This window comes from Tsukamurella spumae, assembly GCF_012396015.1.
Classification (GTDB): Bacteria; Actinomycetota; Actinomycetes; order Mycobacteriales; family Mycobacteriaceae; genus Tsukamurella; species Tsukamurella spumae.
This window is the reverse complement of record NZ_JAAXOQ010000005.1, coordinates 86,428-99,158: the sequence shown is the minus strand read 5'-3', so window position 1 is coordinate 99,158 and position 12,731 is coordinate 86,428. Positions and strand designations below refer to the sequence as shown.

General features: G+C 71.3%; 11 protein-coding genes and 1 tRNA gene. 8 read left to right on the top strand and 4 right to left on the bottom strand.

Going from position 1 to position 12,731, the window contains the following annotated elements; all coding sequences use genetic code 11:
• Positions 1 to 52 precede the first annotated feature (52 nt).
• A complete protein-coding gene (locus HF999_RS05300; RefSeq protein ID WP_168544862.1) occupies positions 53 to 1,774 on the top strand; it encodes an HNH endonuclease signature motif containing protein in 1,722 nt (573 codons plus the stop codon).
• Positions 1,775 to 1,783: 9 nt separating this feature from the next.
• Here the strand turns inward: HF999_RS05300 and HF999_RS05295 are convergent, their stop codons facing one another.
• From HF999_RS05295 to HF999_RS05285, 3 genes are all read right to left on the bottom strand, one after another.
• Positions 1,784 to 2,926 carry a DUF7847 domain-containing protein gene (locus HF999_RS05295; RefSeq protein ID WP_168544861.1) on the bottom strand — a complete coding sequence of 381 codons (1,143 nt, stop codon included), beginning with the start codon at positions 2,924 to 2,926 and terminating at the stop codon, positions 1,784 to 1,786.
• Between the two features lie 239 nt (positions 2,927 to 3,165).
• The gene (locus tag HF999_RS05290) at positions 3,166 to 3,870 is read right to left on the bottom strand and encodes an SIMPL domain-containing protein (RefSeq protein WP_168544860.1); all 705 of its coding nucleotides are present in this window, start codon (positions 3,868 to 3,870) and stop codon (positions 3,166 to 3,168) included.
• Positions 3,871 to 4,013: 143 nt separating this feature from the next.
• Positions 4,014 to 4,084 (bottom strand) — tRNA-Gly (locus HF999_RS05285).
• Between the two features lie 111 nt (positions 4,085 to 4,195).
• On the opposite strand from HF999_RS05285, the gene HF999_RS05280 reads away from it, so the two are divergent.
• Genes HF999_RS05280 through HF999_RS05270 form a run of 3 tightly spaced genes read left to right on the top strand, consistent with a single transcriptional unit; the run spans position 4,196 to position 7,110 of the window.
• On the top strand, positions 4,196 to 5,554 hold the full coding sequence (locus HF999_RS05280) for an MFS transporter (RefSeq protein WP_168544859.1): 1,359 nt from the start codon (positions 4,196 to 4,198) through the stop codon (positions 5,552 to 5,554).
• Positions 5,544 to 6,299, top strand: a complete 756-nt coding sequence (locus HF999_RS05275) for an ArsR/SmtB family transcription factor (protein ID WP_168544858.1) — start codon at positions 5,544 to 5,546, stop codon at positions 6,297 to 6,299. The genes HF999_RS05280 and HF999_RS05275 overlap by 11 nt, the downstream gene beginning before the upstream one ends.
• A 10-nt stretch (positions 6,300 to 6,309) precedes the next feature.
• On the top strand, positions 6,310 to 7,110 hold the full coding sequence (locus tag HF999_RS05270; RefSeq protein WP_168544857.1) for a crotonase/enoyl-CoA hydratase family protein: 801 nt from the start codon (positions 6,310 to 6,312) through the stop codon (positions 7,108 to 7,110).
• On the opposite strand, the gene HF999_RS05265 is transcribed toward HF999_RS05270, so the two are convergent.
• On the bottom strand, positions 7,097 to 7,681 hold the full coding sequence (locus HF999_RS05265; RefSeq protein ID WP_312854023.1) for a helix-turn-helix domain-containing protein: 585 nt from the start codon (positions 7,679 to 7,681) through the stop codon (positions 7,097 to 7,099). The genes HF999_RS05270 and HF999_RS05265 overlap by 14 nt on opposite strands.
• Positions 7,682 to 7,819: 138 nt before the next feature.
• Here HF999_RS05265 and speB point away from each other — a divergent pair, with 138 nt between their 5' ends.
• The 4 genes from speB to HF999_RS05245 are packed head-to-tail and all read left to right on the top strand — an operon-like array spanning position 7,820 to position 12,730.
• Positions 7,820 to 8,794 carry an agmatinase gene (gene speB, locus HF999_RS05260; RefSeq protein ID WP_312854022.1) on the top strand — a complete coding sequence of 325 codons (975 nt, stop codon included), beginning with the start codon at positions 7,820 to 7,822 and terminating at the stop codon, positions 8,792 to 8,794.
• Positions 8,791 to 10,218 (top strand): amino acid permease, encoded by a 1,428-nt coding sequence (locus HF999_RS05255; RefSeq protein WP_168544855.1) that lies wholly within the window; start codon positions 8,791 to 8,793, stop codon positions 10,216 to 10,218. Before speB ends, HF999_RS05255 begins: the two co-directional genes overlap by 4 nt.
• Positions 10,215 to 11,006, top strand: coding sequence for a carbon-nitrogen hydrolase family protein (locus tag HF999_RS05250; RefSeq protein WP_168544854.1), 792 nt, complete (start codon positions 10,215 to 10,217; stop codon positions 11,004 to 11,006). Before HF999_RS05255 ends, HF999_RS05250 begins: the two co-directional genes overlap by 4 nt.
• A 23-nt stretch (positions 11,007 to 11,029) precedes the next feature.
• Positions 11,030 to 12,730: a flavin monoamine oxidase family protein gene (locus HF999_RS05245; protein WP_168544853.1), complete on the top strand. Its 1,701-nt coding sequence runs from the start codon at positions 11,030 to 11,032 to the stop codon at positions 12,728 to 12,730.
• Position 12,731 lies beyond the last annotated feature (1 nt).

Genomic DNA, 12,731 nt, shown 5'->3' with positions numbered 1-12,731 from the left:
TTCTCTGCTCGATTCCTCGCTATGTTCGACTCCCCGCGTTACAATAGAAGGCATGAACCACTCGGACGACGCCTTCACTCTGGGCCGGCGGGTCAGCGCCCCGCTCCCCGGGGAGTTCGACGGTGCGGTGTCCGGGTTGAGTGCGGCAGGCGCGCTCTCGCGACTGCGGGTGTTGACCGCGCAGCAGAACCGGCTGGAGGCGGAGCGCGCCGCTGTGCTGACCAGGCTGTACGAGCTGCGGGACGACGCGCGTCGCGTGCGGGAGGAATCCTCCCGCCGGTTCGTCGACGACTGGGATGAGCTCGTCGCGGAGGTCGGCGCCGCGCTCGGGAGCGGGCGGTCCGCTGCGGGGGCGGCGGTCCATCGCGGCCTCGATCTACGCGAGCGCTGCCCGCGGCTGTTCGAGCTGTTCGCGGCCGGGCGGGTCAGCCTGCCGCTCGTACGGGAGGTCCTGCGCTCCTCGGCGGCCGTCCTCGATGACCGGGTGGCCGCGGCGTTCGACGATCGAGTCACCGCGTGGCTCGCTGATCGCGCGGGTCTGTCGATCACCGCGCGGGCCGTCGCGGACGCCGCGAGGTCGATACTGGCTCGGCTGGATCCGGCCGCCGCGCGCGAGGTGCCGCCGGTCGCACCGCGGGAACGACTGGAGTTCCATTGCCGTGCCGACGGTCTGGTCGATCTCGAAGCGGTCATGCCGAAAGCTGACGCGATCCGCCTGTCCGCCCTGGTCCGGCCGGTCGCGGAGTCGGTGTGCCGAGACGACGGCCGCACTCCGGGGCAGCGGCAGGTCGCCGCCCTCATCGCGCTCGCCGAGGGCTACGAGAGCCTGGGCTGCCGCTGTGGGCGCGAGGGGTGCGACCTCCAGGAGGCGCGCCCGCGAACCGGAGCCGTCTCACCGGACATCCAGGCGCTCGCGGTGATCGTGCTCAACGAGACCGACCTCGTCGACGTCACCCGCACGGAAGACGACCTGTTCACGCCGGAGCCGGTGCCCGAGCCCGACTCCGGGTCCGATTCCGCGCCTGTGGCGGGGCACGGAGCGGTCGTACTGACCGGCGATCCGGGCATCAGCGGGCCGGTCTCCGTCGACCAGGCCAGGGAGTTGATCGCACAGTGCCGGACCCAGTTCCGCGTCCTCGGACGGCGAGACCCGGCCACGGGAGCGGTCCACGCGCGCGGCGCGTCCGGGTACCGGCCCACCTGGTATCAGCTGTTGGTCATGCGGCTCACATACCCCACCTGTGTGTTCCCGGGCTGCAGTGTGGCCGCGGACCGCTGCCAGGCCGATCACGTCGGCGAGTACGACCACCTCGATCCTGCCGCCGGCGGTCCGACCACCGTCGCCGGCAAGGGAACGGCCGGGAACCTGGTGCCGCTCTGCGGTTTCCACCACCGGATCAAGACGGAGACCGGTTGGCTGTCCGATGTCCTGCGGGACGGCACCGTCGAATGGCGGCATCCCGCCGGCGGCATCTGGACCGTCCCACCCGGCACGGCGAGGGATCTGCTCCCCGGCCTGGGGGCGATCATCTGGGACGGGCCCGATCCGGGTCCGGCCCGCACGAAGAACCCGGACGGGCTGGAGACCGACGCGAAGCGCCGGGCCAAGGCACGCCGCGCACTGCGGATTCAGAACCGGGTTCTGCGCCACGAACGGCGCGAACAGCGGGCTGCGGAGGCTGAGGCCCGCGAGCGGGAACGGGAGCGGCGGGAGGCCGAGGCGCAGGGACGAGCGTACGACGTCACCGCGCCGCTGAAGCCGCCACCGTTCTGACCAGGGCGGTCAGTACTGCTGCGGATACCCGTTCGCGTGCCAGAGGTGCTCCGTCGGGACGCCCACCAACCCCGTCTGCCACCGGTGGATCGCCTCGGCGCGCAGTGCGTGGTCGAGCCCCTCGTTGCGCATCCGCTGATCGATGTACAGCAGCGCCTGAACGCCTGCGGTGAAGGGCACGGTGAGCACCTGCCCGATCGCGGATCCGACCGCGGCGATCGCCAGCCCGGCGACGGTGGCACCGGCGAGGTTGCGGGGCGTGTGGTCCGCGTCGAGCAGCGCCGTGCCGACGCCGAACGGGATCGAGACGATGCCGGCGACGATCCCCGTGATGAGGTAGGTCAGCAGGAGGATGCCGAGGAGTCGCCAGTACCCCGGCGTCTGCAGGCGCCAGGCCCGACGCAGCGCGGTGATCGGTCCGAGGCGCTCGAGCACGACCGCCTGGTAGGACATGGAGAACGCGGGCATGAGCGCGATCGCCCCGGCCACGAAAAGCAGGAACACGAGCACCGCGACGGCGACGGTGCCGACCACCATGCCGGTGCTGCCGACGCCGCCGATGACCAACCCGATCATCGCGCCGAAGACCAGCAGCATCGGGACGAGGTATATCAGGAACTGGATCACGCTGAGCCCGATCAGCGGCAACAGCCTCGGGCCGACCGCGCGAGCCGCCTCCCCGATGCTGGTCTTCTCGCCGAGGACCGACCGTGCCACGACCACGGTGAGGACGCCTGTGAGGAAGAGGGTCGCGATCGCAGCGATGAGGGACACGCCGAGGCTCGCGGCGGACGAGCCCAGAAGGACGGCGGCCGATGTGTCGTCGGCGTTCGGATCCGTCGACACGGTGGTCAGCGGGATCTGCGCCAGGAAGGTGACCACCTGGGCGAGCACCACGACGATCGCCGTCAGCCCGACCATCACCGCCGGGTTCGCGCGGATCGCCGCGAAGGCACCGCCGTACAGGCCGCCGAGATCGAGGGGCCGGATCGGGACGGTGCCGACCTTCACCTCGGGCGCCGGCGCACCCCAGCCCGGTCCAGGCGGGAAGCCGGGTCCGGGAGAGAATCCCGGCGGTGGGAAGCCCGGCTGGCCGGGCTGCGAGTAGCCGTACTGCGGATAGTTCTGAGGTACGAGCCCATCGGTGCTCACATACTCATCCTGCATTACTCATTCAGTCTCGACAACTTCGCGCATCGCTTGCCGCCGATCAGATCGGCACCCGCCGCGGAGACACCCGCGCCTCGAACACCGGATTCGACCCAGCCGCCACCACCGGCCAGGGCGAACCCGAGATCTTCTTGTCAGTCATGGGCGGACATTAGCATCGTGCATCTGCCGACGCGGCTGCTCGTCCGCAGCAGCAGCAACCCGCCCGCACCCGAACAACATCACCCGTCTGCTCGATCGGGCGTAAGAATCTGCGTGGCAACGAATCTCGCCTCGACATCGTGTTGGACGGTGATCTCACGCGGCGTCTGGTCGATCTGCGCCGCGGCCGCCGGCGGCGCACCCAAAGACATGTCAGCCAGTCGCGATTCGGTTCCGACCGACCGCTGGGAAGACGAGCCCAACATCCCGGGATCGGCGACCGCGACCGGCCGCACGCGGCCCAGATCGAGAGCATCCGCGTAGACCTGTGCCCGCTTCCGCGCATCGCGAACCGCGGCGGAGCGGACTTCCGCCTCCACGGAGGTCCGGCGCTTGTCCGTGAGAGTCCAGGAGGTGCCATCCAGCTCGGCGTCGTCGCGCTGCGCGACGCGGGCGGCAAACCGGTTCAACTCATCGAAGTCGGAGAACTTCACCCGGAACGAAACACGAGCCCAGTAAACCAGCGGCAGCTGCTTTCCCTTGTCGTTCCACGGGCGTCGCGACCCCGTGAGTAGGCGTTCCGAAGACCACCACGTGACCGGCCCCGAAGCGGGCCGATGCAGCTTCTTGATGTCCTGCGAGAGGGATTCCGCCCCAGCCGCGACGACGCTGAAGACCGCATCCGGCTCAGGCCCCTCCCGGCTGATCGTCAGGGCGACGGTGCCGCGCTCAGCCGGTAGGTGCACTCGGTGGCTACCTCTGACGATGAACTCGACTTCGCTCATGTCGCCGACCATAGTGTGTGTCCCTGACAGGTTCTACGGTTCGCGGCCCGCGGTGTCGCCGCGGTGTCGATCGCCCGGCACCGACCCCGAACATGGCAAAGACCCCGGCCGGAAACCTACTCCGACCAGGGCCTTTCCATCTGAGCGGGCGACGGGAATCGAACCCGCGTAGCTAGTTTGGAAGACTAGGGCTCTACCATTGAGCTACGCCCGCGTACGTCTCACGACGCTCGCAACATGCTACGGCATGGCCTCGCACGGGCGGAAATCACCCACGGCGAACTGTTCGGCGGGCGCCGAACCGTTCCGGCACCACGCTGGAGCCATGCAATCCGATCGGCGGCGCACCGTCGCACTCCTGGCCCTGTCCCTGGCGTTCGGCCTGATCCAGTTCGACGCCACCGTCGTCAACGTGGTCCTGGGCTCGATGACCCGCGACCTGGGCGGGGATCTGGGCCTCGCGCAGTGGGCGGTCGACGGCTACACCATCCCGTTCGCGGCGCTGATGCTCCTCGCCGGCCCCGCGGCGGACCGATTCGGGCGCAAGCAGGTCTGCGTCCTCGGGTTCGCACTGTTCGCGCTGTCCACGGCCGGCTGCGCCCTGGCCCCCGGTTGGGCGACACTGATCGGCTTCCGCATCGTGCAGGGCGTGGCAGCGGCGATGATCCTGCCCAGCTCGCTGGCGATGATCGGCGAGCTCTACCCCGGCGCCGCGGAACGGGCACGGGCACTGGGGATCTGGGGCGGCATCGCCAGCGCCGGATTCGCGGCCGGCCCGCCGATCGGTGGCCTACTGGCCGCGAGCGCGGGGTGGCGGGCGGTGTTCTGGGTGGGCGCGCCGGTCGCGGTCCTCGCGGGCCTGGCGGTGTGGGCGACGGTGCCCGACTCGCCGCGGCACGCCCGCCCGCTGGACGTGCGGGGCGCGACCATCGGCGCGGCGGCGCTGGCCCTCGGCACCGCCGCCCTCATCGAGCTCGGTCAGGGCCGCGCTGCGCTCGCGGGCGCCCTGGCGGCGGCCACCCTGCTCGCGACCAGCGCATTCGTCGCATCCCAATACGTCGCGCGGCACCCCATGGTTCCCCGCGGTCTGCTTGCGAGCGGACCGTTCCGCGGCGCGGCGATCACCGGGCTGGTCTTCAACTTCGCGCTGTACGGGGCGCTGCTCGTCGTCGGGTTGGCGCTACAGCAGGTGCACGGCCTGACGGTGCTCGAGACCGGGGCGGCGATCCTGCCGATGACGGTCGTCGTCGCGCTCGGATCCACTACGAGTGGCTTCGTCACCGCGCGCACCGGTCCGCGACCTCCGATGGTCGCGGGCTTCGCGTGCGCGGCGACGGGTGCGCTGGTCGTCGCCGTCGGCGCCTCCCACCCGGGCGCGATCGTCACGGGGATGGGCCTGATCGGGCTCGCATCGCTCGCCATGCCCGCGATGACCTCCGTCGCGCTGGACGCCGCGCCGCCCGAGCACGCCGGGCTCGCCGGGGCGGTGCTCAACTGCGCACGCCAGGCGGGCGGGGCGCTCGGCGTCGCCGGATTCGGGGCGCTCTACAACGCGACCGGCCGCACCTCCACCGCGCTCGCGGTGACCTTCGCCGCCGTCGCGGTCATACTCGTGGTGGGGGTGGTCACCAGCATCGGCGCCACCGCCCCCGGGGAGCAGGAGGTGCGCAGCGATGCCCGGTGATGCGGATCTGGCGGGGATCGGCGAGCTGTTCGCCGACCGCACCCGCAGTCGGATCCTGTTGTCCCTCTTGGGTGGTAGGGAGCTCGCCGCCGGCGTCCTGGCCGACGAGGCCGGGGTGTCCCGGCCCACCGCGAGCGGCCACCTCCGGCGCCTCGTCGACGGTGGCCTCCTCGCGGTCCGGTCCGAGGGCCGCCACCGCTGGTACCGGATCGCGGGGCCCGAGGTCGCCGACCTCGTCGAGCGACTGGCCGCGTTCGCCCCGCCGCAGCCGGTCAGCTCGCTCAAGGCGACCACCCGCGCGGAGCGCCTTCGCACGGCCCGCACCTGCTACGACCACCTCGCGGGCCGCCTCGGCGTCGCGATCATGGGCTCGCTGCTCGACCACGGGCATCTGACGGGCGGCGACGGACTGTTCCACGACGACGGTGCCGACCGTCCCGCCTCCGCAGGCCGGGAGCTGGACTACCGCCTGACCGACGACGGCCTCGCCTTCCTCGACGACCTCGGCGTGACGCTCCCCGATGGTGCCGCCCGCCCACTGGTCCGATACTGCATCGACTGGACGGAGACCCGGCACCACCTCGCGGGTGGCGCCGGCCGGGCACTCTGCGACCGGTTCTTCTCCGCGGGCTGGGCCGAACGCCTCCCCCTGTATCGGGCCGTGCGCGTCACCCCCGCCGGGGAGCGGGTGCTGGCACGCCGATTCGGAGTCGACTGGGTACGGGAGCCGGGATCGTCGGCATAGGGTCGAGGTCATGACCGAACCCCTCCTGATCGAGCGCGACGGCCCCGTCGTCACCTGGACCCTGAACGACCCCGCGGCGCGCAACCCCGTGTCGGACGAGAAGATGATCGAGGCCATCGAGCGCGCCGTCGACGCGGTCAACCACGACGACGAGGTCCGAGTCGCGATCCTCACCGGCGCGGGCTCGGCGTTCAGCTCCGGCGGCAATGTCAAGCACATGCGCGACAAGGAGGGCATGTTCGGCGGCACCGCGGCCCAGCAGCGACAGGGCTACCGGCACGGCATCCAGCGCATTCCGCGGGCGCTGTACCACTGCGAGGTTCCCACGGTGGCGGCGGTGAACGGTCCTGCGATCGGCGCGGGCTGCGATCTGGCGATGATGTGCGACCTGCGGGTGGCGTCCACGCGGGCCGTCTTCGCGGAGAGCTTCGTCAAAGTCGGGCTGATCCCCGGCGACGGCGGGGCGTGGCTGCTCCCCCGCATCGTCGGCATGGCGCGCGCCACCGAGATGGCCCTCACAGGCGACGCGGTCGACGCCGAGACGGCGCTGGCGTGGGGCATGGTGTCGAACGTCGTCGAGCCCGACGATCTACTGGCCGCTGCGCGCGCCCTCGCGGACCGCGTCGCGGCGAACCCGCCGCAGGCCCTACGGATGACCAAGCGCCTGCTCCGCGAGGGGCAGCACCAGAGCCTCGAAGCACTCCTCGAGCTGTCGGCAGCGATGCAGACGATCGCGCATTCGACCGCGGACCATCACGAGGCGGTCGCCGCGATGCTGGACAAGCGTCCGCCCCACTTCACCGGGGCGTAGCCACCCCCGCCTCGCCGTCCGACCGCCCGGGCAACGCGGGCGCCATCACCCACAGCACACGCGCCCCCTCGGGTCCGGCGGCGAAGGTGTGCGCGCGCCCCGGATCGAAGGTCATCGCATCCCCGACGGCCAGTTCGACGCCCGGTTCCGGCGGGAAGGCCAGGTGCAGCAGCCCGCGCTGCACCATCACGAAGCACACCTCGGCGGGCAGCGCGTAGGACTCGTCGCCGCTGCCGCCGCCGGGCTCGATCTCGCTGAGCAGCACCTGAATCCGCTGTTCGGCCGACGGCGTGAGCAGGTACTCGGCGAGACCGATGCCACCGAGGCTCACCCCGGGGTAGTCGTCCGCGCGGACGACCGAGCCCGCCGCGCCACCGTCGAACAACGACCCGACGGGGACCTCCAACACCTCGCACAACCGGACCAGGACGGCCATCGACGGTGCCGCGAGCCCTCGCTCCACCTTCGACAGATAGCCCTTGGTGACGCCGACCCGCTCCGCGATGTCGGCGAGCGTCAGTCGCCGGGACCGGCGGGCCGCCTTGAGCGCCCCGCCCACCTGATCCGGCACCGGCGAGAGGGCATCCACACCCGGAGCAATCACATCCAACGCCTGTTTCCTTTCAGGAAACTCAAGTTGACAAGTCGATCGATGTCCCACACTATGTGATCCGGCCCACAAATGCAGCCCCTGCGAGAGGATCGATCCGTGCCTGACGAAACCCAGCCCCAGCCTCAGGGCCCCGTTGACGCGAGCCTCGTCCCACGCTACTGCGGCCCCGCGACCTTCGCCCGCCTGCCCCGACTCGACGAGGTGGACTCCGCCGCCGTCGCGGTGCTCGGCATCCCCTTCGACTCCGGCGTGAGCTACCGCCCCGGCGCGCGGTTCGGCCCGGGCCACATCCGGGCGTCGTCGAAGTTGCTGCGGCCCTACAACCCCGCGCTCGACGTCTCCCCGTTCGCCGTGCACCAGGTCGCCGACGCGGGTGACCTCGCGGTGAACCCGTTCGACATCGTGGAGGCGCTCGGCACCGTCGAGGCCGAGATCGCGCGCCTCCGCGCGGCGGGCTCCAAGGTGCTCACCCTGGGCGGCGACCACACGCTGGCACTGCCGATCCTGCGCGCCGTCGCGGCCGACCGCGGCCCCGTCGCGGTGCTGCACTTCGACGCCCACCTCGACACCTGGGACACCTACTTCGGCGCCCCGTACACGCACGGAACCCCGTTCCGCCGCGCCAGCGAGGAGGGCCTGATCGACCTCGAACGGTCCATGCACATCGGCATCCGCGGCCCGCTCTACGGCGAGCAGGACCTCACCGCCGACGGCGTGCTCGGCTTCCAGGTGGTCCGCTCGGACGACTACGAGAACGAGGGCCTGTCGACGGTCATCGACCGCATGCGCCGTCGCCTCGCCGGGCCCGACGGTGCCGGCGGCCCCGTCTACGTCTCCGTCGACATCGACGTGCTCGACCCCGCGCACGCGCCCGGCACCGGCACGCCCGAGGCGGGCGGCATGACGAGCCGTGAACTGCTGAACACGATCCGTGCGCTCGTCGGCACCGACGTGGTGGGCGCGGACGTCGTCGAGGTGGCCCCGCCCTACGACCACGCCGAACTGACCGGCGTCGCGGCCGCGCACGTCGCGTACGAGCTGCTGTCCGTGCTCGCGGTGAACGCCCGGTGAACCCGTTCGCGGCGGGCCTCATCGCCCGCAAGCCGGTCGACCGGATCCTGGCCGACAGCGCCGCCGAGCACGAAGGACCGCAGCTCAAGCGGTCGATGGGCCTCGGCCACCTGACCGCGCTGTCCATCGGCGCCTCGCTCGGAACCGGTATCTTCGTCATCCTCGGCGAGGCGACGCCCAAGGCCGGCCCGTCGGTCATCGTCGCGTTCATCCTGGCCGCGGTGACGGCGCTGTTCTCGGCGCTCTCCTACGCCGAGATGGCCGGCACCATCCCCGTGTCCGGCAGCTCCTACTCCTACGCGTACGCCACGATCGGCGAGCTGTTCGCGTGGGTCTGCGGCTGGTGCCTGCTGCTCGAGTACGGCGTCTCCATCGCCGCGGTCGCCGTGGGCTGGGGCCAGTACATCAACGAGCTCCTGCGCACCCTGTTCGACGTCGAGCTGCCCGCCGCGATCGCCGCTCCGCCCGGCGACGGCGGCATCGTCAACATCCCCAGCATGGTGATCGTGGCGCTCGCGTGCCTCGTGCTGGTGGGCGGCGCCACGGAGAGCGCCCGGCTCAACACGGCGATGGTGGTCCTCAAGCTCTGCGTGCTGGTGTTCTTCTGCGCCATCGCGTTCACCGCCTTCAAGTCCGGCAACCTCAGCCCGTTCATGCCCTTCGGTGTCAACGGCATGACCGCCGCCGCGGCGATGGTCTTCTTCTCCTACATCGGCTTCGACGCCGCGTCGACCGCCGGCAACGAGGCCAAGAACCCCACCCGCGACCTGCCACGCGCCATCATCCTGTCGCTCGGCATCATCACGGTGCTCTACTGCCTCGTGGCCCTCGCCGCGATCGGCGCCATGCCCTGGCAGGAGTTCGGCGGCTCCGAGGCCTCCCTGGCGAAGATCCTCACCGGCGTCACCGGTCAGACCTGGCCGTCCGTGATCCTCTCGATCGGTGCCGTCATCGCCATCGCCAGCGTGGTGCTCGCGGTGATGTACGGCCAGACCCGCATCCTCTACACGATGGGCAGCGACGGCCTGGTGCCGAAGGTCTTCGCGAAGGTCCACCCGCGCACCTTCGTGCCCGTGCGCAACATCCTCATCGTCGGTGCGCTCGTCGCCGTGCTCGCCGGGTTCGTCCCCCTGGGCGAGCTCGCCAACGCCACCTCGATCGGCTCACTGTTCGCCTTCGCGCTGGTCAATGTTGGCGTGATCGTCCTGCGTCAAACCCGTCCCGACCTGCCCCGGGCCTTCAAGACGCCGCTCTTCCCGGTCATCCCCGTCCTCGGCATCGGCTTCTGCGTCTACCTCATGCTGCAGCTCGAGGCCCCGACCTGGATCGCCTTCGCCATCTGGTCCGCGGTCGGCCTCGCGGTGTACTTCGGCTACGGCTACCGGCACTCGCGGCTGCGCACCGCCGAGAGGGCTGCGTCATGACCGTCACGGTCGCGATGTTCCAGGGACCGGAGGGCCTGGGACCGGAGCCGGACGTGGCGCGGAACCTGGCCGCGATCGACGATGCCGCCGCCCGGGCCGCAGCCCGCGGCGCGCAGGTGCTGGTGACCCCCGAGCTGTCCGTGACCGGCTACGACATCGGCCCGGCGGCACGGGAACTCGCGCGTCCCCGCGGCGGCGAGTACCACGCGGCGCTCGCGGGCATCGCCGGCCGGCACGACATCGCCGTCGTCGCCGGCTACCCGGAGCGCGACGGGGATCGGGTCTTCAACGCCACCACCGTGATCGCGCCCGACGGGGCCGAACTCGCGCACTACCGCAAGACGCACCTGTTCGGCGACCTCGACCGCGCGGTCTTCGCACAGGGCGACGAGCTGCCGGTGCAGTTCCCGTTCGGGGACCTGACGTGCGGCCTGCTGACCTGCTACGACGTCGAGTTCCCCGAGGCAGTTCGCGCGCACGCCGACGCGGGCACCGACCTTCTCCTCGTGCCCACGGGGCTCATGGAGCCCTTCGGCCTCGTGGCCGAGCTGCTCGTCCCGGCGCGGGCCTACGAAAGCCAGCTGTACATCGCCTACGTCAACCACTGCGGCCGCGAGAGAGCCCTCGAGTATTGCGGCCTGAGCACCGGAGCGGCACCCGACGGCACCGTCGCCGCGCGCGCCGGCACGGACGAGGCCCTCCTGGTGTTCGACGTCGACCCCGAGCTGCTCGCGCGGTCGCGCACCGTCAACACCCACCTGCGCGACCGGCGCACCGACCTGTACTGAGCCCCGCCACCCCAGGAGCCCACATGACCCAACCCGCCATGCCCGCCCACGGCCCGTCCGCTGCGGACGAACCCCTGACCATGTTCGGGCCCGACTTCCCCTTCGCGTACGACGACTGGGTGACCCATCCGGACGGCCTGGGCAGTGTCCCGGACGCGGCGCTGGGGACCGAGGTCGCCGTCATCGGCGCCGGCCTCGCCGGGCTCACCGCCGCCTACGAGCTGGCTAGGATCGGGCTCAAACCGGTTGTGTACGAAGCGGACCGGATCGGCGGACGGATGCGCAGCGAGCGCTTCCCCGGCTACGACGACGACCTCGTCGCCGAGATGGGCGCGATGCGCTTCCCGCCCTCGTCGACCACGCTGCAGCACTACCTGGACCTCGCGGGACTGCAGACGCAGGCCTTCCCGAACCCGCTCGCGGAGGCGACGCCCAGCACCGTCATCGACCTCAAGGGGCGCAGCCACTACGCCCGCACCGCGGCGGACCTGCCGCCCGAGTTCGCCGAGGTGGCGAAGGCCTGGGACGCGACGCTCGCCGATTACGCCGACGCCGCGGAGCTGCAGGACGCGATCCGCGCGCGGGACGTGCCCCGGATCCGGGCCGTGTGGTCGCGCCTCGTCGAGGAGCTCGACGACCAGACCTTCTACGGCTTCCTCACCGCCTCCGAGCACTTCCGCTCCTTCGCGCACCGGGAGCTGTTCGGGCAGGTCGGATTCGGCACCGGCGGGTGGGACACCGACTACCCGAACTCGATGCTCGAGATCCTCCGCGTCACCTGCACCGCCGCGGACGACCACCACCGCGGCATCGTCGGCGGAGCGGACCGGCTGCCGAAGCACCTCTGGGAGAACGCCTTCGACGGTGCCCGGTCGGTCAAGGAGCTCAACGGGGGCGAGCACCGCCCCGCCGTGACCGAGATCCGGCGCACCGCAGGGCCCGGCGGCGAGCCGCGCTACACCCTGGTCGACGCGGGCGGGCAGACCCGCACCTACCCCGCGGCGATCTTCACCGGTCAGGCCTGGATGCTGCTCAACACCATCGACTGCGACGACGACCTGCTGCCCATCGACCACTGGACCGCGGTGGAGCGCACCCACTACATGGGCAGCTCCAAGGTGTTCGCGCTCGTCGACCGCCCGTTCTGGCTCGACGTCGACCCGGCCACCGGCCGCGACACGATGTCGATGACCCTCACCGACCGGATGAGCCGCGGCACCTACCTCCTCGACCACGGACCCGACCGGCCCGGCGTGATCTGCCTGAGCTACACCTGGTCCGACGACTCCCTCAAGGTGCTTCCGCTGGACGTGGACGCGCGGATGGACCTCATGCTCAAGTCGCTCGGCGAGATCTATCCGGGCGTGGACATCCGCAGTCACATCATCGCCACGCCGAAGACCGTGTCGTGGGAGACGGAGCGCTACTTCATGGGCGCGTTCAAGGCGAACCTGCCGGGCCACTACCGGTACCAGGAGCGCCTCTACACGCACTTCATGCAGGAGCAACTCGCCCCGCGGCACCGGGGCTTCTTCCTGGCGGGCGACGACATCTCGTGGACCGCCGGCTGGGCCGAGGGCGCACTGCAGACCGCGCTCAACGCCGTCTGGGGCGTCGTGCACCACCTGGGCGGACGCACACCGTCGACGAACCCGGGCCCGGGCGATCTCTTCGCCGACATCGCGCCGGTCCGGCTCGGCGACGAGCGGGGCACGCGGGCCTGAT

Coding starts and splice junctions, on each gene's coding strand:
- HF999_RS05280 (WP_168544859.1), top strand. CDS start 4,196: ATGCAATCCGATCGGCGGCGCACCGTCGCACTCCTGGCCCTGTCCCTG.
- HF999_RS05270 (WP_168544857.1), top strand. CDS start 6,310: ATGACCGAACCCCTCCTGATCGAGCGCGACGGCCCCGTCGTCACCTGG.
- HF999_RS05290 (WP_168544860.1), bottom strand. CDS start 3,870: ATGAGCGAAGTCGAGTTCATCGTCAGAGGTAGCCACCGAGTGCACCTA.
- HF999_RS05300 (WP_168544862.1), top strand. CDS start 53: ATGAACCACTCGGACGACGCCTTCACTCTGGGCCGGCGGGTCAGCGCC.
- HF999_RS05250 (WP_168544854.1), top strand. CDS start 10,215: ATGACCGTCACGGTCGCGATGTTCCAGGGACCGGAGGGCCTGGGACCG.
- HF999_RS05275 (WP_168544858.1), top strand. CDS start 5,544: ATGCCCGGTGATGCGGATCTGGCGGGGATCGGCGAGCTGTTCGCCGAC.
- HF999_RS05245 (WP_168544853.1), top strand. CDS start 11,030: ATGACCCAACCCGCCATGCCCGCCCACGGCCCGTCCGCTGCGGACGAA.